This is a genomic window from Rhodococcus sp. NPDC057135, from assembly GCF_042670865.1.
Lineage (GTDB): Bacteria > Actinomycetota > Actinomycetes > Mycobacteriales > Mycobacteriaceae > Rhodococcus_F.
Genome location: NZ_JBHUUU010000004.1, coordinates 492,918 through 511,297, shown reverse-complemented (window position 1 = coordinate 511,297; position 18,380 = coordinate 492,918). Strand labels below are relative to the sequence as shown.

The 18,380-nt window shown below is 62.6% G+C and carries 20 protein-coding genes and 1 tRNA gene; 15 read left to right on the top strand and 6 right to left on the bottom strand.

Translation table 11 applies throughout. The features are described 5' to 3' along the window. Window positions 1-9: 9 nt before the first annotated feature. On the top strand, window positions 10-1,092 hold the full coding sequence (locus ACFT1A_RS10600) for a M20/M25/M40 family metallo-hydrolase (RefSeq protein ID WP_378446936.1): 1,083 nt from the start codon (window positions 10-12) through the stop codon (window positions 1,090-1,092). Here the strand turns inward: ACFT1A_RS10600 and ACFT1A_RS10595 are convergent. Continuing rightward, window positions 1,053-2,078 carry a LacI family DNA-binding transcriptional regulator gene (locus tag ACFT1A_RS10595; RefSeq protein WP_019745496.1) on the bottom strand — a complete coding sequence of 342 codons (1,026 nt, stop codon included), beginning with the start codon at window positions 2,076-2,078 and terminating at the stop codon, window positions 1,053-1,055. The two genes, ACFT1A_RS10600 and ACFT1A_RS10595, sit on opposite strands and share 40 nt — an antisense overlap. A gap of 235 nt (window positions 2,079-2,313) precedes the next feature. Between ACFT1A_RS10595 and ACFT1A_RS10590 the strand changes: the two genes are divergently transcribed. Genes ACFT1A_RS10590 through ACFT1A_RS10555 form a run of 8 tightly spaced genes read left to right on the top strand, consistent with a single transcriptional unit; the run spans window position 2,314 to window position 9,289 of the window. Next, window positions 2,314-3,156 carry a BtpA/SgcQ family protein gene (locus tag ACFT1A_RS10590; protein ID WP_003940276.1) on the top strand — a complete coding sequence of 281 codons (843 nt, stop codon included), beginning with the start codon at window positions 2,314-2,316 and terminating at the stop codon, window positions 3,154-3,156. Window positions 3,157-3,158: 2 nt separating this feature from the next. Further along, window positions 3,159-4,058: a carbohydrate kinase family protein gene (locus ACFT1A_RS10585; protein WP_378446935.1), complete on the top strand. Its 900-nt coding sequence runs from the start codon at window positions 3,159-3,161 to the stop codon at window positions 4,056-4,058. Further along, complete coding sequence (locus ACFT1A_RS10580; RefSeq protein WP_124569148.1) at window positions 4,055-5,062, top strand: substrate-binding domain-containing protein; 1,008 nt, start codon at window positions 4,055-4,057, stop codon at window positions 5,060-5,062. Before ACFT1A_RS10585 ends, ACFT1A_RS10580 begins: the two co-directional genes overlap by 4 nt. A 2-nt stretch (window positions 5,063-5,064) precedes the next feature. Next, window positions 5,065-5,835: an ATP-binding cassette domain-containing protein gene (locus ACFT1A_RS10575; RefSeq protein ID WP_372025254.1), complete on the top strand. Its 771-nt coding sequence runs from the start codon at window positions 5,065-5,067 to the stop codon at window positions 5,833-5,835. Then, window positions 5,832-6,875: an ABC transporter permease gene (locus tag ACFT1A_RS10570; RefSeq protein WP_372025252.1), complete on the top strand. Its 1,044-nt coding sequence runs from the start codon at window positions 5,832-5,834 to the stop codon at window positions 6,873-6,875. The genes ACFT1A_RS10575 and ACFT1A_RS10570 overlap by 4 nt, the downstream gene beginning before the upstream one ends. Continuing rightward, on the top strand, window positions 6,830-7,921 hold the full coding sequence (locus tag ACFT1A_RS10565) for a phosphotriesterase (RefSeq protein ID WP_378446934.1): 1,092 nt from the start codon (window positions 6,830-6,832) through the stop codon (window positions 7,919-7,921). The genes ACFT1A_RS10570 and ACFT1A_RS10565 overlap by 46 nt, the downstream gene beginning before the upstream one ends. Continuing rightward, complete coding sequence (locus ACFT1A_RS10560) at window positions 7,914-8,666, top strand: glutamine amidotransferase (RefSeq protein WP_378446933.1); 753 nt, start codon at window positions 7,914-7,916, stop codon at window positions 8,664-8,666. The genes ACFT1A_RS10565 and ACFT1A_RS10560 overlap by 8 nt, the downstream gene beginning before the upstream one ends. Continuing rightward, on the top strand, window positions 8,663-9,289 hold the full coding sequence (locus tag ACFT1A_RS10555) for a TenA family protein (RefSeq protein WP_378446932.1): 627 nt from the start codon (window positions 8,663-8,665) through the stop codon (window positions 9,287-9,289). Before ACFT1A_RS10560 ends, ACFT1A_RS10555 begins: the two co-directional genes overlap by 4 nt. Before the next feature lie 97 nt (window positions 9,290-9,386). Here the strand turns inward: ACFT1A_RS10555 and ACFT1A_RS10550 are convergent. Together ACFT1A_RS10550 and ACFT1A_RS10545 are read right to left on the bottom strand one after the other, a co-directional pair. Next, window positions 9,387-9,460 (bottom strand) — tRNA-Met (locus ACFT1A_RS10550). A 53-nt stretch (window positions 9,461-9,513) separates the two neighbouring features. Next, entirely contained in the window at window positions 9,514-10,224 is a 711-nt protein-coding gene (locus ACFT1A_RS10545) for a FadR/GntR family transcriptional regulator (protein ID WP_378446931.1), read from the bottom strand. A 98-nt stretch (window positions 10,225-10,322) separates the two neighbouring features. Between ACFT1A_RS10545 and ACFT1A_RS10540 the strand changes: the two genes are divergently transcribed. Genes ACFT1A_RS10540 through ACFT1A_RS10525 form a run of 4 tightly spaced genes read left to right on the top strand, consistent with a single transcriptional unit; the run spans window position 10,323 to window position 14,086 of the window. Beyond that, on the top strand, window positions 10,323-11,072 hold the full coding sequence (locus tag ACFT1A_RS10540) for a (Fe-S)-binding protein (protein WP_378446930.1): 750 nt from the start codon (window positions 10,323-10,325) through the stop codon (window positions 11,070-11,072). After that, the gene (locus tag ACFT1A_RS10535) at window positions 11,069-12,589 is read left to right on the top strand and encodes a LutB/LldF family L-lactate oxidation iron-sulfur protein (protein WP_378446929.1); all 1,521 of its coding nucleotides are present in this window, start codon (window positions 11,069-11,071) and stop codon (window positions 12,587-12,589) included. The genes ACFT1A_RS10540 and ACFT1A_RS10535 overlap by 4 nt, the downstream gene beginning before the upstream one ends. Then, complete coding sequence (locus tag ACFT1A_RS10530; protein ID WP_378446928.1) at window positions 12,586-13,212, top strand: lactate utilization protein C; 627 nt, start codon at window positions 12,586-12,588, stop codon at window positions 13,210-13,212. The genes ACFT1A_RS10535 and ACFT1A_RS10530 overlap by 4 nt, the downstream gene beginning before the upstream one ends. A 58-nt stretch (window positions 13,213-13,270) precedes the next feature. Beyond that, window positions 13,271-14,086 carry a mycofactocin-coupled SDR family oxidoreductase gene (locus tag ACFT1A_RS10525; protein ID WP_378446927.1) on the top strand — a complete coding sequence of 272 codons (816 nt, stop codon included), beginning with the start codon at window positions 13,271-13,273 and terminating at the stop codon, window positions 14,084-14,086. Window positions 14,087-14,092: 6 nt separating this feature from the next. Here the strand turns inward: ACFT1A_RS10525 and ACFT1A_RS10520 are convergent, their stop codons facing one another. Together ACFT1A_RS10520 and ACFT1A_RS10515 are read right to left on the bottom strand one after the other, a co-directional pair. Continuing rightward, window positions 14,093-14,731: an LON peptidase substrate-binding domain-containing protein gene (locus tag ACFT1A_RS10520; protein WP_378446926.1), complete on the bottom strand. Its 639-nt coding sequence runs from the start codon at window positions 14,729-14,731 to the stop codon at window positions 14,093-14,095. Continuing rightward, window positions 14,731-15,207 (bottom strand): DUF309 domain-containing protein, encoded by a 477-nt coding sequence (locus tag ACFT1A_RS10515; RefSeq protein WP_378446925.1) that lies wholly within the window; start codon window positions 15,205-15,207, stop codon window positions 14,731-14,733. The genes ACFT1A_RS10520 and ACFT1A_RS10515 overlap by 1 nt, the downstream gene beginning before the upstream one ends. Window positions 15,208-15,347: 140 nt before the next feature. Here ACFT1A_RS10515 and ACFT1A_RS10510 point away from each other — a divergent pair, with 140 nt between their 5' ends. Both ACFT1A_RS10510 and ACFT1A_RS10505 read left to right on the top strand, forming a co-directional pair. After that, window positions 15,348-15,692: a YciI family protein gene (locus ACFT1A_RS10510; protein ID WP_003939718.1), complete on the top strand. Its 345-nt coding sequence runs from the start codon at window positions 15,348-15,350 to the stop codon at window positions 15,690-15,692. 6 nt (window positions 15,693-15,698) lie between these two features. Further along, on the top strand, window positions 15,699-16,940 hold the full coding sequence (locus tag ACFT1A_RS10505) for an RNA polymerase sigma factor (RefSeq protein WP_378446924.1): 1,242 nt from the start codon (window positions 15,699-15,701) through the stop codon (window positions 16,938-16,940). Between the two features lie 8 nt (window positions 16,941-16,948). On the opposite strand, the gene ACFT1A_RS10500 is transcribed toward ACFT1A_RS10505, so the two are convergent. Continuing rightward, entirely contained in the window at window positions 16,949-18,361 is a 1,413-nt protein-coding gene (locus tag ACFT1A_RS10500; RefSeq protein WP_378446923.1) for an FAD-binding protein, read from the bottom strand. Between the last annotated feature and the right edge of the window lie 19 nt (window positions 18,362-18,380).

Genomic DNA, 18,380 nt, shown 5'->3' with positions numbered 1-18,380 from the left:
AATGGGTGCATGGATTCTCTCGGTCTTCTCTCGGAACTGGTAGCCCTCGACACGGTCTCCGGAGAGGCAGCTCCCCAGCGCAGAGCCATGGATTCGATTGTCTCGTTGGTGCTCTCGCGTGCTCCGCAGGCAAAGGTGGAGTCGGATCTGACCGGCAATCATCCCTGGGCCTTGATCACCAACGAAGCAACACCCTCGGCGGCAAGACTGCTGTTCGCCTGCCACGTCGACACGGTGCCGGTGGGCACTGTCTCCGACTGGGAGTTCGATCCCTATGCCGCGCAGGTCGACGGCGAATTGTTCCTCGGCAGAGGAACATCGGACATGAAAGCCGGCCTTGTTGCCGCTACTGCCGCGGTTGTCGACGCCTTCGAACGTGGAGTTCCGGTCGCACTGCTGCTGACGAGCGACGAGGAAATCGGATCGCTCGGTGCGGTTCGTTCGGCCGACGCCGTAGCCAATCTCCAGGTCGGGGCAGTCATCGTTCCCGAGGCGACGGGCAATCGAATCAACCTGGGGCACCGCGGTGCACTGTGGCTCGAGGTATCCGTCAAAGGAAAAGCCGCGCACGGAAGTACGCCGCAGCGAGGAACAAACGCCGTCCTCAAACTGCTCGACGTCGTCGACCGAGCTCGACGTGAGCTTCCGCTGTCGTCGGACGCGTTCCTGGGTGCCGAAACCTGGAACCTCGGCTTGGTCGGCGGGGGTTCGGCTCCGAACATCGTGCCGGACAGTGCACGTGCGGTGATCGATCACCGCACGGTGGGAGACGGCGCAGACCTGCTCGCATGGTGGCGCGCCCAACCGGAGGTCGACTCGGTAGAGACGTCGATTCACCTGGGCGGTGTGCGTACCGACGCGTCGGATCCGTGGTTGGCCACCTTGCCGATCCCTGTTGCAACCGAACCGGTTTCGTACTTCACCGACGCTTCGGTGCTGGCAGCGGCCGCCCCAGGAGCTCCCGTCGTTATCTGGGGGCCGGGCACTCCCTCGCTGATGCATGCGGCCAACGAAAGCGTCACGGTCTCGGAACTGGACGATGCAATTGCTGCTTACGGTGCGGTGGCCGCTGCTTGGCCGACGGTGGACTGACGGACAATCAGTTCAGGAGCAAGCGCGATGTGGGCTGTCGACTCGGAAGAGTTGTTCATCGCCTGATCCAGAAGTCGCACAGCTTCTTCCGCGATTCTTTCCTGCGGCTGTCCGACGGTGGTCAACGGCGGATTGCACAGTTCGGAGAAGGGGATGTTGTCGAAACCGGTGACCAGAACGTCACCGGGGACGTCGATGCCCAATGCGTGGCAGGTCTGCAGCACGCCGAGCGCGATCAGGTCGTCGGCGCAGACCAAGGCGTCGGGGCGAGTCTTGCCGGTCAGGATGGTGTTGGACGCCGTGCGCCCCCATTCGATCGAATATTCGCCGAGTTGTGTCCACTCGTCACGAGTTTCGATGCCCATCCGATCCGCATGGCGGAAGAATCCGGCCCGGCGAAGTTCGGTCGACGAATTGGTCAGCTCGGAACTGATGAAGGCGGCCGATCGCGCGCCGCGCTCGGACAGATGCTCCATCACGAGTGATTGTGCGGCGTCGTCGTCGACACCGACCCAATCCGTTTGGGTATCCATGGCAAACCGGTCCAGTTGAACGACCGGAAGCGTTGCCGCGCTGGCTCGGACTGCTTCGGCACTCAATTCGCCGTGGCACGGGCTGATGATGATTCCGTCCACCTGCCGCGAGACGAGCGACTTCAGTCGCTGCGCTTCCACGTCGGGGTCGGAACGAGAATCGCACAGGAACAGTTGTAGTCCGCGCTGCGCGAGGACGTGTTCGACATTGACCACCAACGAAGTGAAGAAAGGGTTCGCGATACTCGGAACCACCATGCCGACGGTGTCAGTCCGATTACGACGCAGCGAGCTGGCGATGATGTTTCCCGAGTATCCGAGAGAATCCGCGGCTCGTTTGATCGTCGCTGCAAGCTCGTCCGAGACAGGGCGGGATCCGGACAGTGCCCGCGACACGGTGGCAGTCGACACCCCGGCCAGTTCCGCGACATCGCGAATGGTCGCCTTGCGCATGCATCCCCCCGTTTTCTGCTCGATTCGGGTCCGAGGTTATCGAACCGCACGGTCCAGTGTCCCGCATGTAACGCGATTAAGGCAATCGTTTACAAATTCGAATTGTGAAATCCTTGACACAACCCGGTGTTGATCGCATAACCTGCTAATTCATCAAGGCAATCGATTACATCGTGTGCAGATCTTGTGCATGGACATACAGCGCAAATCTTGCGCATGGAATGGGGTAGCTGAAGTGACCGCATCACCGCTCGGAGTCTTTCCGCCCAAGCCCTCGGCGTTGGCAGAGATGTTCACCGGCACGCCTTCTCTGATCGGGGCCATCCACCTCCCTGCTCTGCCGGGCAGCCCGCACTACACCGGGCAGCCAGTTTCGGAAATTGCTCGCTTCGCTGTGGAGGAAGCACACGCGTACGTCGACAACGGTTTCGACGGTGTGATCGTCGAAAATCACTGGGACATACCGTTCCTCAAGCCCGGTGAACACGGATACGAGACCGCCGCCAGCATGGGCGTCATCACGGCAGCGGTGGTCGGCGAGTTCGGCAAGGCCGTCGGCGTCAGCATCCTGTCCAACGCCGGCGAGTGCGGAGTGGCCGCAGCATGGGCGGCAGGCGCGAGTTTTGTGCGCGTCAATCAGTGGGCCAATGCCTACATTGCCAATGAGGGATTCATCGAGGGCCAGGCCGCCAAGACGACGCGCTTTCGCCATCGCATCGGCGCCGACCCGGTCCGGATCTTCGCTGACGTGCACGTCAAGCACGGTGCGCACGCCATTGTTGCGGACCGGACTGTCGCGGAGCAGACCGAAGACGCCGAGTTCTTCGACGCGGACGTCCTGATCGCGACGGGTTCGCGCACCGGTGACGCCGCTTCGGTCGACGAAGTGTCCGTGATCCGCGACAACACCGTTCTTCCGGTGATCATCGGATCCGGTATCACAGCCGCCAACGTCGCTGCACTGATGAAGGAATGCGACGGCGCCATAGTTGCATCTTCGGTGAAGGACAATGGACGCTGGTGGGGGCGGGTCGCAGGCGAGAAGGTTCGTGAACTGTCCCGGGCCGCAGGAAAGTAACCATGATTGTCTTTTGCGGATACGCCAACAACGATGTGACGGTACATGTTCCACATGTACCGGTGCTCGGAGAGCGCGTGCAGGCAACGGCCATCAGTCAGATCGACGGTGGAATGAATGCAAATGCTGCGGTATCCGCAGCCCGAATGGGCGCGCAGGTGATCTTTGCCGGTGCCGTGGGCCCGGATGCGCGGTCCACCGAGTTTCTCGACACTCTCGAGGCTGACGGTGTAGACACCAGCTGGGCGCCGCGAGATGCGTTCCTGTCGACGGCAGTTGTTCTCATCGCGCAGGATGGCGATCGCTCCATCATCAGTCAGGACGACCCGAACGATGCCGAACGCATCGCAGTTGTCATCACACGATTGGCCGCTGCCGGTGGTGGGCGACTGTTCCTCGACGGATACCGTGCGGTCTATCTCCCCGACGTACTGCCGGGAAGCGTAAGTCTGGTAATCGATCTGGACGGTTGTGAAAACAAGACCGCAGCGATGCGGGCGTTCGCACTCGCTGATCACGTGGTCGTAGGGCGCTCCCTGTGGGAAGGCGAGTTCGGGATCGATTTCGATCAGTGGCAGACACTGGCCGCCGAGCACAACACCCACCTGTTGGTGACCGACGGTTCGCGAGGTTGGACACTGGCTACACCGGACGGCGAGGTGACGAGCGAACCGGCAGTGGTGGTCGACGTCGTCGATGCAGTCGGGGCCGGTGATTGCTTCGGCGGAACGTACATAGCTTTCATCGATGCCGGGCGCTCACCGGTGGACGCCGCACGACTCGCGGGAGCCTCGGCTGCCTTGGCTTGCGCCACCGCAGGACCCCGCGGATGCCCCACCCGAGATGAATTGGACAGCTTCACAGCAACATTGACCCCTCACACCCTTTTGGAGACTCGATGATGAAACGTGCTTTGCCTCTGGCGCTGGGAGCTGCAGTCGCGCTCACGCTCACCGCTTGTGACTCGGCGTCGTCGAGTGACTCGAAAGACGCATCGGGTGGCTCGTCCGTCCCGCAGCCGACCCGGGTCGCCGAGAGCTGTGACGGGACGAACGGCAAGCTCAAGGTCGGTCTCGTGACCATCAACCTTCAGGCGCTGTACTTCAACCAGATCAACAATGCCGCGAAGAACGTCGCGGACAAGGCAGGCGTCGACCTGCAGATCATCAGTGGCAACGACGATTCCGTCGCACAGGCCAATGCTTTCGACAATCTGATCGCCGCCGGTGTCGACGCGATCATCGTCGACGCGATCGACACGGACGGAATCAAGCCGTCGGTGGTCAAGGCCAAGAACGCGGGCATCCCGGTCGTCGCGGTCGACGCGACCATCGACGATCCGGCACTGTCGACTCAGGTCGGTACGGCCAACGCAGAGGGCGGTGCCAAGATCGGAAACACCTTGGCCGATGTCGCGAACAACACCGGAACGGTCGGTATCGTCGGCGCGCTCAACAGCACAGTCCAACTGGAGCGGCAGAAGGGCTTCACCGAGACCGTGACCGGCCGAGGAATGACCGTCGGCACCGTCGTGGACGGACGTAACATTCAGGAGAACGCACAGACCGCAGCGGAGAACCTGCTGACCGGCGGCGGCGACATGAAGTACGTCTACGCAACCGGTGAGCCGGCCTTGATCGGACTCGTCGCGGCGGTCAACAGTCAGAAGGCGCAGGATCGCATCGAAGCAGTCGGTTGGGATCTTTCGGATCAGGCGGTAGGCGGACTCAAAGCCGGTTGGCTTAAAGGCGTGGTCCAGCAGAACACCTTCGAATTCGGCCACGAGGCAATGAATTCGGCAATCGACCTGGCTTGTGGCCGCGGCGCTCCGGCAAACATCCCCGTTCCCACCCAGATCGTGACTCCGGAGAACGTCGCCGACTACATGTACTACTTGGAGAAGTAATCATGGCACCTCCACTGATCGAACTCTCGGGCATCACCAAGTCGTACGGACCGGTGAAGTCCCTTCAAGGAGTGGACCTTCGGCTGGCGAAGGGTGAAGTACTCGGAGTGGTCGGCGACAACGGCGCCGGTAAGTCCACTCTGATGAAGATTCTCGCCGGCGCGGTTCAGCACGACGGCGGTGAAATGCGCGTCAACGGTGAACCAGTACGCTTTTCGACGCCGCTCGACGCGCAGCAGAAGAAGATCGGAATCGTCTACCAGGACCTGGCTCTGTGCGACACGCTCGACGTCGCCAGCAACCTGTTCCTCGGCCGAGAACCGCGAAAAGGTCCCTTCCTCGACCGGCATGCCATGCACGAGAAGGCGGCTCACATTCTTGCCGACCTTCATGTCAAGGTGAAGTCGACCTACCAGGAGATCGGGCAGCTGTCCGGTGGACAGCGGCAAACCGTCGCGATCGCCCGTGCGGTCTCTTTCCGGCCCGACGTATTGATCCTCGACGAACCCACCGCTGCGCTCGCCGTCGCCGAGGTCGAGTCGGTGCTCAAGCTGATCACGGACGTGGCAGCGGCCGGGGTGGGCGTCATTCTCGTGACGCACCGCCTGCAGGATCTGTTCCGCGTGTGTGACCGAATCACGGTCATGTACGAGGGGCAGAGCGTCGACGACGTTCCGATCGGCGACCTCAACATCGAGTCTCTCGTCGGACTCATCACTCGAACTCCGGTGCCGCAACGGACACCGGCAGCAGCCCAGGGAGTCACGGCATGACCACTCTCGAGAAGACCCAGGCACCGGTCGAGCGAAAGCTTGCCGCCAAGCCGTCGTTGTGGGACAGCGTCAACAAGCCGACGCTTGCGATGCTCGCGGTGACAATTGCTGTCGCAGCTGTCTTCTCGGCGACCACGTCGTCGTTCCTGACATTCACGAACCTGTCGAACCTGGCAACCCAGATCGCTCCGGTTCTGATCATCGCGGTAGCAATGACTTTCGTGATCACGGCCGGACAGATCGACCTGTCCGTCGGTGCGATCGTCGCGTTCGTCGCGGCGATGAGTGCCGAACTGATCCAGGCGGGCGTCGATTCGTCCTTGGTCTTCGTCGCCGCCCCGGTGATGGGTGCGGCCTGGGGTCTGGTCAACGGTTGGCTGGCCGCCTATCAGGGTATTCCGCCGTTCATCGTGACTCTGGCGACGATGTCCGTCATCCGCGGCATCGCGCTGTATAGGACCGAAGGGTTCTCCGTTCCGGTCCCGGCAGACACCTACTTCGCGAAGCTCGGAACTGCGGAATTCCTCGGGTTCTCCGCCAGCGCCTGGATTGCTCTCGTCGTCGTGGTCATCGGAGCAATTGCGCTCAACCGCATGCGCTTCGGGCGCTACGTCACCGGTATCGGCTCCAACGTCGAATCCGTACGACGGTCCGGCGTCAACACGCGTCGTGTGCTCATGATGACGCTCGTCTTCACCGGCCTGGCTGCAGGCATCGCGGGACTGCTGATTGCGGCTCGACTGGGCTCGGGTTCGGCCAACTCCGCAACGGGATTCGAGCTCACCGTGATCACCGCGGTGGTTCTCGGTGGCACCAACCTCTTCGGCGGTCGCGGCACAGTGATCGGTACCGTCATCGGCGCCGTCCTGACCGGCATCATCGCCAACGGATTGACCCTGCTCGGCGTGAGCCCGTTCCTGACGCCGATCATCACCGGTGTCGTTCTGCTACTGGCCATCTGGATCAACATGCGCGGACACACACTGAGCGCGCTGTGGCGACACCTGCAGTCCGCACCCTCGGGGCCTGCACGCTCATGAGCAAGGTTCGTACCGTCACGGGAACTGTGGACAGCTCGGAACTCGGGCTGGTTCTCCCACACGAACATCTGCACAACGACGTCACCGGTGCATACACCGAGGCCCCGGATCCGGTTGTGGCGCAGCGGTTGGCCGGTCCGGTACGTGCCGAGGATGCTTGGCTCCTTCACGACAATCCGTACTACAGCCTCGACAATTGTCGGGTCGACGACGCAGCGGCAGTGGTGGAAGACCTTGCGGACTTCGCTCGCCTCGGTGGTCGGACGATCGTCGATCTGACGCCGCCGGGGCTGGGTCGGGCGCCGGAGAAGTTGGCTGAGTTCTCGCGAAAGTCCGACGTGCGAGTGATCATGGGTTCGGGGTGGTACCTCGAGACGACTCATCCGGTGGAGGTCCACGAACTCGGTGTCGACGATCTGGCAGGTTCGCTCGTCGAGGAGTTCGATCCAGCAAAGGAGTTGGCGCCGGGAGTGATCGGGGAGATCGGTGTCTCCCCGCTCTTCACTCAGAACGAGGCGAAAGCGTTGCGGGCGGCGTGCATCGCTCAGCGTGAGGTGGACGTGCCCCTGTTCGTCCACCTTCCGGGATGGCAGCGCGTCGGACATCACGTTGTCGACATCGTGGTCAACGAGATGGGCGTTGATCCGCAAGCAGTGGTCCTGTGCCACATGGACCCGTCGGGACACGACACCGACTACCAACGATCGCTCGCCGACCGCGGAGTTTTCCTCGAGTTCGACATGATCGGAATGCCTTTCGACTTCCCCGGGGAGGGCCTTTCTCCGCATCCGGCGGAAACAGCCACTGCGGTAGCCGGATTGGTGACTTCCGGCCACGCCTCACAACTGTTGCTCAGTCACGATCTCTTCCTCAAATCAATGCTCAGAAAGCACGGCGGTAACGGATTCTCCTACGTACCACTCGCCTTCGCCGCACGGTTGGTGCGCGCAGGCGTAGATCCCCAGCAAGTGTCCGCACTGATGCGAGACAACCCGAGGTCGCTCTTCGAGCAGGCCGCGAAAGGAAACAGAAGCAGTCATGGGTAAACGAGTACTGATCGCCGGCGAGAGCTGGATGACGACGTCGACGCACGTCAAGGGCGTCGACGAGTTCAGTGTCCATTCCTACGTCGAGGGTGTCGGTCCGCTGAGGGATGCGCTCACCTCACGTGGCCACGACGTGACACACATGCCCGCACACCTGGTGCCGACGCAGTTCCCCGGTACCGCAGAAGCCCTGTCGCAGTACGACGTCGTCGTTCTCTCCGACATCGGAGCGAACTCACTGCAGTTGGCTCCCGGTGTGTTCGACCAGTTCCGGGCCGGCGAGGATCGCCTTGTTGCGCTTCGTGACTGGGTGAACGCCGGTGGCTCACTGATGATGATCGGTGGCTACCTCTCGTTCTCGGGGTTCCAGGCACGAGCAGCTTTCCGTCAGACTGCGATTGCCGAGGTGCTGCCGGTGACGATGCTGGCCGAGGACGATCGCGTCGAGACACCGGCCGGGATCGTTCCCACTGTCGTCGATGCTGCTCACCCGGCTCTCGGTGGCGCCGGGGATTCGTGGCCGGCGCTACTGGGATACAACCGCGTCGTCGCGAAAGACGGTGCTGCGGTTCCCGCCACCATCAACGGCGATCCGCTTGTCGCTGCAGGTGAATACGGCGCCGGACGGTCGATCGTCTTCACCTCGGACTGCTCGCCGCACTGGGCTCCGCCGGAGTTCTGTGAGCAGTGGCCCGGATACACCGACCTGTTCGACGGCTTGATCAGTTGGGTCGCCGGCGAATGAGTCGGTCCTCAGACCTGCTCGCGCGGCAGCAGAGTAACCTCGCTGCCGCGCGGGCGGTTCCATTCATCACCGAGACCATCGGCGGGACGTTGAGTGATGAGGGATTCCGCCGGTACCTCGTGATCGAAGAGGCATTTGTACTGACGGCCGTCAAAGTATTGGGGTTGGTGGTCGCCGAATCCCCGACGCTCGACGACGCGCTCGACCACGTGACGTCGATGTCGAACCTGGTGGGCGAACAGCGCGAGTATTTTGCGCAGTTGCGTTCCCGATTCCCCTACGAGGGTGACGCAGCGGCTCTGGTCGAGGAGTCGGCTGTGCTGTCCACGCACGCCTTGGCCCTCGCCCGCGACGAGGGCCGGGCGGCGGCCCTGGTGGGCATGTACGCCGCGGAAACCCTGTATCTGTCGTGGTGCCGGGAGGCTGCGGCCGTCAAGGTCGAGCGCGAACCAGCGTTGCAGGACTGGGTGGACATGCATGTCGCTCCGCCGTTCGTGTCTCAGGTGGCGGTGCTGGCGTGCGAGGTGGACGCCATGCCCGAGTCCGTGAGCGACGAGGACCTGGATCGTTGGTTCTCCGGCATGCTGGCCGCGGAGATCGATTTTCACAAAGTGGCGGTGTGAACCACTGCTGTGCGCCTTTATTAACCCCCGGCGGTTAATAAAGGCGCACAGCAAAAGGCCCGTAGGTCGCTTTCGCAACCTACGGGCCTTTTCTTTGTAGCGGGGACAGGATTTGAACCTGCGACCTCTGGGTTATGAGCCCAGCGAGCTACCGAGCTGCTCCACCCCGCGTCGGTGTGAAACCAACAGTACACGACTTCTGGAGGTGCAATTACCACCCCCTGTCACCGGTCGGAGTGGGCGCTTTCCGAGTAGTAACCGCGGATGTGGCCGACTATGCGCTGACGTGCGAGTTCGCCGTCACCCGCGTTGACCGCCTCCACCAATCCCCGGTGTTCGTGACGAAGCCGCGTGCAGGTGCTCGGCCAAGTGTCGATCTGCACGCCCGCGAGAACGTAGGCCTCGATGGACTCGCGCAGGCCGGTCATCATGGCCGCGATCACCTGATTGCCCGCCGCGTCGGCGAGCGCCACGTGAAACTGGGCGTCGAGTAGCAGGAATTCCTCGGCCGAGAGATCTGCGTCGTCCATCGAGTCGAGCAGTTCGACGGCCGCGCTGAGGTCGGGCGTCGGAGTCCGCGATGCCAAGGACTTCATGACCTCGGATTCGAGCACGAGTCTTGTCTTCACTACATCCGAGACCGGAAAGCCTTGTGCGGCAACCTGCATCCGCATCAGCATGGTCATGCCGCCGGTCGGTTTGGCGACGATCATCGCGCCGGACGTCGGGCCGGACCCAGTCTGCGCCTTGAGGAGTCCGAGTGCTTCCATCACTCGCAACGCTTCCCGGACCGATGACCGTCCGACGCCCAGTTCCGCTGCCAGGATTCTCTCCCCGGGCAGGCGCTGTCCGGGAGACACCTCGCCTGAGACGAGCCGACGTTCGAGATGGCTCAGTACTTGTTCCCACGCTCGCGGGCTCGGCTCGGTCGGCATGAGGCAAGAGCATAACCGGGTGGACGTCGTTTATGGGGCGGCCTGAAGAGGGATGCATTACTGTGGTCAGACCACACCGACAGATTGCGGGGATCCACATGCGAGTAGCGCTGTTTGCCACCTGCATCGGGGACACGATGTTTCCCGACGCCGTCAAGGCCACCGCCCTCCTGCTCACCCGTCTCGGGCACGACGTCGTGTTTCCGTCCGGGCAGACCTGCTGCGGGCAGATGCACGTCAATACCGGCTATCAGCCGGGAGCGCTCCCGTTGGTCGCGAACTACGCCGAGACGTTCGGTGACACGTCGATCGACGCGGTTGTCGCACCATCGGGGTCGTGCGTCGGTTCGGTCCGTCATCAACACGAGATCGTCGCCGAGCGCTACGGCACCGCATCACTGTGTAGGCAGGTGCAGACGGTGAAGGCCAAGACGTATGAACTATCCGAATTTCTCGTCGACGTTCTCGACGTCACCGATGTGGGCGCGTACTTCCCGCACCGAGTCACATATCACCCGACCTGTCACTCACTGCGCATGTTGAGGGTGGGGGACAAGCCACTTCAGTTGCTGCGCAACGTCCGCGACATCGATCTGGTCGAACTCCCCGAAGCAGATTCCTGCTGTGGATTCGGCGGCACCTTCGCCATCAAGAATGCGGAGACCTCGACGGCCATGCTGGCGGACAAGATTCGCCACGTTGCGGACACCGGCGCCGAATTCTGCAGCGCCGGAGACTCGTCCTGCCTCATGCACATCGGCGGCGGTATGTCACGACTGCAGATGGGCGCCAAGACCATTCATCTCGCCGAGATTCTGGCGTCGGTGGAAAGCCGGGTGACAGCATGAGCGCCGTGACTCTGGGTCTGCCCAGCTTCCCGCCTAGATCCCCCGAAGGTGCAGGGTTCCTGCGCGGAACCGAAAAGTTCCCCGTCGCAGCGCATCACGAACTGGCCAACGCGCAACTCCGACGCAATATCGGCAAGGCGACACACACCATTCGTGCCAAGCGCATCAACGTGACTGGAGAGCTTCCCGATTGGGAAGAACTGCGTGATGCCGGATCCGCGATCAAAGCCGACGTCATGGCCCGATTGCCGGAACTGCTCGAACAGTTCGAAGCTGCAGTCATCGCACGCGGTGGGCAGGTGCATTGGGCAGCGGATGCCAACGAGGCCAACGCCATTGTGACCGAGCTTGTCAAAGCCACCGGCTCCGAAGAGGTCATCAAGGTGAAGTCGATGGCCACGCAGGAGATCGGTCTCAACGAGCATCTCGAAACCCAGGGAATCACCGCCTACGAGACCGATCTCGCGGAATTGATCGTCCAGCTCGGCCACGACAAACCGTCGCACATCCTGGTTCCCGCGATCCATCGCAACAGGTCCGAGATTCGAGAGATATTCCTTCGTGAGATGCCAGATGTCGATCCGAACCTCGGGGAGAACCCGGCCGAGCTTGCCGCCGCGGCACGAAAGTTTCTGCGCCACAAGTTCATGACGACGCCCGTCGCCGTCTCCGGTGCCAACTTCGGCATCGCGGACACGGGAACACTGACCGTCGTGGAGTCGGAGGGCAACGGGCGAATGTGCCTGACGCTCCCGAAAACACTGATCACCGTCATGGGCATAGAGAAAATTCTGCCGACGTATCAGGATCTGGAGGTCTTCCTTCAACTGCTGCCGCGGTCGTCGACGGGGGAGCGGATGAACCCGTACACCTCCCTGTGGACCGGCGTGACGCCCGATGACGGTCCACAGGAATTTCACCTGGTCCTCCTCGACAACGGCCGGACCGCCGCGCTTGCCGACAAGATCGGACGGGAAGCCTTGAGCTGCATACGGTGCTCGGCGTGCCTGAATGTGTGTCCCGTCTACGAGCGCACCGGTGGTCACGCCTACGGATCTACCTATCCGGGACCGATCGGCGCGGTTCTGACTCCGCAGCTCGCGGGCATGCATGGCAAAGACGATCCCAATTCGACGCTTCCATTTGCCTCGAGTCTGTGCGGTGCGTGCTTCGATGCCTGCCCGGTCAAGATCGACATACCCTCGCTGCTGGTCGAATTGCGGCACCAGAAGGTCGAGCAATCCGGTGTCACGACAGAGTCTTTGGCGATGAAAGCCGCGTCTGTTGCGATGTCGACCGAGGGCCGGTGGACATTGGCTCAAAAAGCTGCCGGGCTCGGACGCGTCGTGGCCGGCAAGAAAGGGAAGATCTCGACGCTGCCACCGCCACTGAACGGTTGGACCGCTGCCAGAGACATCCCCGCACCACCCAAGCAGACCTTCCGATCCTGGTGGGACTCAGACGAAGGACGCGAGGCATTGGACGAGGCTCGTCGTGACAGGAAGGCGGACAGGTGAATTCACGTGAGGTGGTACTCGGTCGCATTCGTGATGCGATCACCTTGGCGCCGGCCCGTGAGAGCGAGATACCGCGGAACTATCGAACTGGTAGAACCATGTCCGACGAGAAGCGCACCGAACTGTTCGTCGATCGACTCGAGGACTACAAGGCTCACGTCTACCGATGTGCTGCAACAGAAATCGCCGAGGTTGTCAGCGGAATACTGAGCGCACACGAGCTGCGTACGCTGGGCATCCCTGCCGGACTCGACCGATCATGGGTAGCGGGGTTCGACGGAACGCTGGTGGTGGACAGCTCGGACGTGCCGGCTCCCGAACTCGAGAAGCTCGACGCTGTAGTCACCGGTTCGAAGGTCTCCTGCGCCGAAACCGGCACCATCTTCCTCGACGCCGGTCCATCGCAAGGGCGTCGTGCGTTGACGCTGGTACCGGACACACACATCTGCGTCGTCTATCGCAGCAGTGTGGAAGTGGGAGTGCCGGAGGCGATTGCGAAGCTGACACCGCAGCGCCCCACCACCATGATCAGCGGCCCGTCGGCGACCTCCGACATCGAACTCGAGCGCGTCGAAGGCGTCCATGGTCCGAGGAATCTTCATGTCGTGATCGTGGACGCCTGATTCCCGTCGAGCGGGAACTCACAGGCAGCCGGCCACATCAGCGTCTAACGTCCCGGCCATGACACAACTCTTGGCAGGCAAGGTCGTTTTCATCACCGGTGCAGCGCGGGGTCAGGGACGCAATCATGCGATCCGGCTCGCGCAGGAAGGTGCCGACGTCATTGCCGTCGACGTATGCGCGTCGGTGTCCGAGGACGTGGGTTACGCGGCCGCAACTGAAGCCGACCTCGAAGAAACGGCGCGCATGGTTCGAGCCGAGGGTCGCGAGATCATCACTGCTGTAGCGGACGTCCGTGACCTCGAGGCGCTCCGCGCGGCAGTGGCGTCGGGCGTCGAAAAGTTCGGTCGCCTCGACGTCGTGATCGCCAACGCGGGCATCGCAACGTGGAATCGTTTCTGGGAGATGCCGGAAGAGCAGTGGTCGACGCTGGTGGACATCAATCTCAATGGTGTGTGGCGCACGATGGCGGCTGCGGTTCCCGCAATGATCGAGGCGGGCAACGGTGGTTCCATCGTGCTCGTCAGTAGTGCTGCCGGCGTCGCCGAAGCGCCCGGTTGCGCGCACTACTCGGCTGCCAAGCACGGGCTCGTCGGTTTGGCACGCACTGCGGCAACGGAATTGGGCGGCTTCGATATTCGAGTCAACAGCATTCATCCGGGGGCAGTGGAGACCGAGATGGGCAACGATCCCAACGTCGGCAAGGTGCTCACGGCGCACCCGGAGTACATGAATTCCTACAAGTGGCCGCTCACCTCGGTCCCGCGCACGACGGTCGAGGACATCTCCAATGCCGTGGTCTACCTCGCGACAGATCTCTCCCGCGCGGTCACCGGGACGAAGATCGTCATCGACATGGGCCAGACGATGGCCTAGCTCACCTCAAAGCAGATTGAACTGCGCCACCTCGATGGTGTTCTCGACTGCCTCCGAGAGTGTGCGGATACGCTCGTCGGCGCCTGGCGCGGTCAGTATCGCCAGGCGATCGGCGTCGCCTATCGGAATGCTGCGCGCCAGGGCATACAGCCGAGAACCCAACGGATCCAAGGGATCAGGTGGGACGGGCATTCGTGGGGTCTGTTCGCCGGCCCGTAGTGCGAGCTTTCCCAACATTCCGTACATGAACTCGATGCGCTCGAGGAGTGAGTCGTATTCGTAGGCGGTGACGGGTGTTCCGTTGTTCTCGTCCGGCCACAGTTCGACCTCGGCAAGAGGGAAGGGATCGTCCGGCAGCCAGCGATTGACCCGGATGCGGCCTTCGGTCCGGCAGTACAGCTGATACCGTCCGGCACCCATTGCGACATGGGATTCGATCCGAGCCAGAGTGCCGACGTCGTGGCGTGATTCGCCGCCACCGACCTCGTGGCCACGGGCGATGAGCACTACTCCGAACAGTGGGCCGTCGGCAGCTTCGAGAACGTTCTCGACCAGTGCGCGGTACCGAGGTTCGAAGATGTTCAGCGGCAACACCTCACCCGGTAGCAAAGCGGAGCCGAGCGGAAACATGGGGAAGATGGGCATCAGGGGATTCTCAACCTCGGAATCGGAGGGGCGGGGAAATCGCCGGGGCGATCGATTTCGGCGAGCAGGTGTTCGGACCACGTCAGCAGACCGGGGATGTCGAGGCCGTGTGGACTCTCGACCTCGTAGTGCCTGATGCGGTCGTGACCCTGACCGAGGAGCGAGACGGCGCCGGTGGTGTTGCCCCGCAGGAGATGAGTGAGCCCGACGGCCAGTTGAGCCAGCCCCTGCCACAGGTCACGCTCCTCGGGCGGCGCACTTTTCCACGTTCCTTCGAGAATCTCGTGTGCATGAAAGGGCATGCCGTGGTCGAGGAGGCGCTGAGCCTCGGTGATCGACTCGTCCGGCGGCAGGCGCACATCATCCGGAATGCGCGGGACACCGCCCGCTGCGTCGCGTGGCAGTGGACGGCCGAGCCCGTCGCGGGGCCGCGAATTGAGGGGCTTCCCAGCGGCGTCCCGGTCGCGTTCGGTCATACACTCAGCCTAACGGCAGCGACTCCGACGAACCCGCCGAAAGTTTTTTCGAGTCGCCTGTCGATTCCGGGGAGAACCGTTCGTCGTCATGTTGTAAGGCAAGAGAGCCGGAAGAAAAACAACAGACCAAGGAGTCAGTCATGAAGTACATGTTGCTCATCTACACCGCACCCGGCGGAGACACCGAACCCCAGTGCACGTTCGAGGACTGGCAGCAATACGACAAGGAAATGAAGGACGCCGGCATCTGGGTGTCCGGCGATGCCCTCGCCGACCTGACCACCACGACGACGGTTCGAGTCTCGCAGTCCGGGGAAAAGACCGTCACCGACGGGCCCTTCGCAGAAACCCGCGAGATCCTCGGCGGCTACGACGTCATCGACGTTCCTGATCTGGATGCGGCGCTTTCCTGGGCCGCGCGGTGCCCCGGCGCGCGCGACGGCGGCAGCGTCGAGGTGCGTCCGCTGGCCGGGTTCGGGGACTGATTCGCCGTGGACGAGCAGGCCGAGAACTCCATCGAGTCAGTGTTCCGGGAGGAACGTGGACGGCTCTTGGCCTCGCTCGTCCGCCGTTTCGGTGATCTGGATCTGGCAGAAGAAGTCACCTCCGAAGCCGTCGAGTCTGCGTTGGTGCACTGGCCCGTGGACGGTGTGCCGGCCAAACCCGGCGCCTGGCTGCTGACCACGGCGCGTCGCAAAGCCGTCGACAGGCTTCGTCGTGATCAGGCCTATGCGGCGCGCTTGGCGGTGATGCAGGTGGACGCCGATCGTGCCGACCCTGCGCCGCCCACGGTCGACGGTGAACTTCCCGACGAGCGGTTGCAGCTGTTCTTCACCTGCTCGCACCCAGCGCTTGCCGAGGACGACCGAATCGCGCTCACCTTGCGTTGCCTCGGCGGGTTGACGACGCCCGAGGTTGCTCGGGCCTTCCTCGTTCCTTCGGCGACGATGGCGCAGCGGATCGTGCGCGCCAAGAAGAAAATCCGTCAGGCTCGGATTCCCTTCCGGACTCCCAGCGCCGAAGAACTCCCGGAGCGCTTGCCCGGTGTTCTGCAGGTGATCTATTCGGTGTTCACCGAGGGGTATGCAGCGAGTTCGGGTCCGGATCTGCAACGCGTCGACCTGGCGGTAGAGGCGATCAGGCTGGCGAGGATCTTGCGCGCATTGCTTCCCGATGAGCGCGAGATCGCCGGGTTGCTCGCATTGATGCTTCTCGTCCACGCGCGTCGGGATGCCCGTACCGACGCCGGTGGCGGGATCGTGCTCCTCGAGGACCAGGATCGCGGGTGCTGGGACCAGCCGATGATCGAGGAAGGCAGCGATCTCGTCGTCGTCGCGTTGACCGGGGGAGCGCCGGGGCCCTACGGGGTGCAGGCCGCTATCGCCGCATTGCACGACGAGGCTGCTGATGTGAAGAGCACCGACTGGCCACAGATCTGCGCGCTCTACGGAGTGCTGCTCACACTGACTCCGTCGCCGGTCGTTGCCCTCAATCGGGCAGTCGCGTTGGCGATGCGCGACGGCGAGGAGGTCGGGCTTGCAGCGTTGGAGGAACTGGCAGCCGAGCCCAAACTTGCCGACTACCATCCGTATCACCTCGCGCGCGCCGAACTGCTCGCCTGGTTGGGGCGCACCGACGCGGCAGCAGCTGCGTACCGGCAGGCTCTGAAACTGGTTGGTACCGATCCGGAGCGGGCCTACTTGGAGCGTCGGCTCGACGAGATCTCTGACTGAGCGCCGCCTCAGACCAATTCGAGCCTTCGCGCCATGTCGGACACAAAAACACCTGTGGGATCGATGTTTCTGCGTATCTGGATCCACTCGTGGATTCGCGGATACATCGAGTGGAAGCTTGCTGCGGTAGTCCGAGAGTCCTTCGCGGTATAGAGGCGACCGCCGAATTCGAGTACCCGTTTGTCGAGGGAAGCGACGAACTCACCCAGCCCGGGTTTGATGGGGAAATCGAAGGCAACGTTCCACCCGGACATCGGAAAGCTCAGTGGCGCTGCGTTTCCCTCGCCGAAAAGTTTGAAGACGTTGAGCGCTGAGTAGTGTCCCGAACGCTGGATATCGCGGATGATGCTCTTGAATTCGTCCACCGCGTCGACGGGCACCACGAACTGGTATTGCAGGAATCCCTTGGACCCGTAGGCACGGTTCCACTCACCGATGAGGTCGAGCGGATGGTAGAACTGCGTCAGATTTTGGACCTTCCCGACGTAGTTGCCGCCAGTGCGGTAGTAGAACTCACCGATCGCAGAGGCAGAAAGCTTGTTCATCAAGCCGTTGGGGAACATGTCCGGCGTCGTGAACAGTTGTGGCGCATCGAACTTCAACGGATTCTTCTGCAACTTCAGCGGAAGCTGGTCGACGGTCGCCAACGAACCACGCGTGATCGAGGCCCGGCCGAGCTTCGGAGGCGCACTGACCGCGTCGAACCAGGCGCTCGAATATGTGTAGTCGGCTTCGCTGCCGTCGCTGTGAAAAGCGACGGTTTCATCCAGACTCGCGGTCAGAGCGCCGTCGTTGACGAAATACGCCGTTTCGGTCGGCGTCATCTCGAGGGTGACGCGCAGGATGATCCCGGTCAGGCCGATTCCGCCGACGGTAGCCCAGAAGAGCTCGGATGTCGGGCCTTGCGGCTCCAAGGTTCGGATACTGCCGTCGGCAGTGAGCAGATCCATCGAGCGGACATGATTTCCGAAGCTGCCTTCGGTGTGGTGGTTCTTGCCGTGGATATCGCAGGCTATCGCTCCGCCGATGGTTACCTGGCGTGTTCCGGGGAGCACCGGGACCCAGAGGCCGAACGGTAGTGCCGCTCGCATCAGCTGATCGAGGGAAACCCCGGCGTCCATCTCCACGAGTCGGGTCTCGGCATCGATCTTGTGAATTCGACGGAAGGCAGTCATGTCGACTACCAAGCCGCCGGTGTTCTGTGCGTTGTCTCCGTAAGACCGACCCAGACCACGTGCGATGATTCCGCGTCGGAGGTGCAACGGCTTGTCTGCATTGTCGTCTGCGACGCGGGCGACGGCCTTCGCGATCGCCTCCACATCAGGGGTCGAAACGACGTGCGAGGTCGTTCGGGCTGTGCGACCCCAACCGCCGAGGACGGTGGGCGCAGTGATTGGCAGATCGGTGGCGTTGGCGGACACGAAATCCGAGGGTACCTGT

What these genes read in the sequence shown, in the direction of transcription:
- ACFT1A_RS10520 (WP_378446926.1), bottom strand. Translation starts at nt 14,731, where the DNA reads ATGCCCATCTTCCCCATGTTTCCGCTCGGCTCCGCTTTGCTACCGGGT.
- ACFT1A_RS10560 (WP_378446933.1), top strand. Translation starts at nt 7,914, where the DNA reads ATGGGTAAACGAGTACTGATCGCCGGCGAGAGCTGGATGACGACGTCG.
- ACFT1A_RS10555 (WP_378446932.1), top strand. Translation starts at nt 8,663, where the DNA reads ATGAGTCGGTCCTCAGACCTGCTCGCGCGGCAGCAGAGTAACCTCGCT.
- ACFT1A_RS10510 (WP_003939718.1), top strand. Translation starts at nt 15,348, where the DNA reads ATGAAGTACATGTTGCTCATCTACACCGCACCCGGCGGAGACACCGAA.
- ACFT1A_RS10600 (WP_378446936.1), top strand. Translation starts at nt 10, where the DNA reads ATGGATTCTCTCGGTCTTCTCTCGGAACTGGTAGCCCTCGACACGGTC.
- ACFT1A_RS10575 (WP_372025254.1), top strand. Translation starts at nt 5,065, where the DNA reads ATGGCACCTCCACTGATCGAACTCTCGGGCATCACCAAGTCGTACGGA.
- ACFT1A_RS10595 (WP_019745496.1), bottom strand. Translation starts at nt 2,078, where the DNA reads ATGCGCAAGGCGACCATTCGCGATGTCGCGGAACTGGCCGGGGTGTCG.
- ACFT1A_RS10525 (WP_378446927.1), top strand. Translation starts at nt 13,271, where the DNA reads ATGACACAACTCTTGGCAGGCAAGGTCGTTTTCATCACCGGTGCAGCG.
- ACFT1A_RS10580 (WP_124569148.1), top strand. Translation starts at nt 4,055, where the DNA reads ATGATGAAACGTGCTTTGCCTCTGGCGCTGGGAGCTGCAGTCGCGCTC.
- ACFT1A_RS10570 (WP_372025252.1), top strand. Translation starts at nt 5,832, where the DNA reads ATGACCACTCTCGAGAAGACCCAGGCACCGGTCGAGCGAAAGCTTGCC.
- ACFT1A_RS10540 (WP_378446930.1), top strand. Translation starts at nt 10,323, where the DNA reads ATGCGAGTAGCGCTGTTTGCCACCTGCATCGGGGACACGATGTTTCCC.
- ACFT1A_RS10535 (WP_378446929.1), top strand. Translation starts at nt 11,069, where the DNA reads ATGAGCGCCGTGACTCTGGGTCTGCCCAGCTTCCCGCCTAGATCCCCC.
- ACFT1A_RS10515 (WP_378446925.1), bottom strand. Translation starts at nt 15,207, where the DNA reads ATGACCGAACGCGACCGGGACGCCGCTGGGAAGCCCCTCAATTCGCGG.
- ACFT1A_RS10585 (WP_378446935.1), top strand. Translation starts at nt 3,159, where the DNA reads ATGATTGTCTTTTGCGGATACGCCAACAACGATGTGACGGTACATGTT.
- ACFT1A_RS10545 (WP_378446931.1), bottom strand. Translation starts at nt 10,224, where the DNA reads ATGCCGACCGAGCCGAGCCCGCGAGCGTGGGAACAAGTACTGAGCCAT.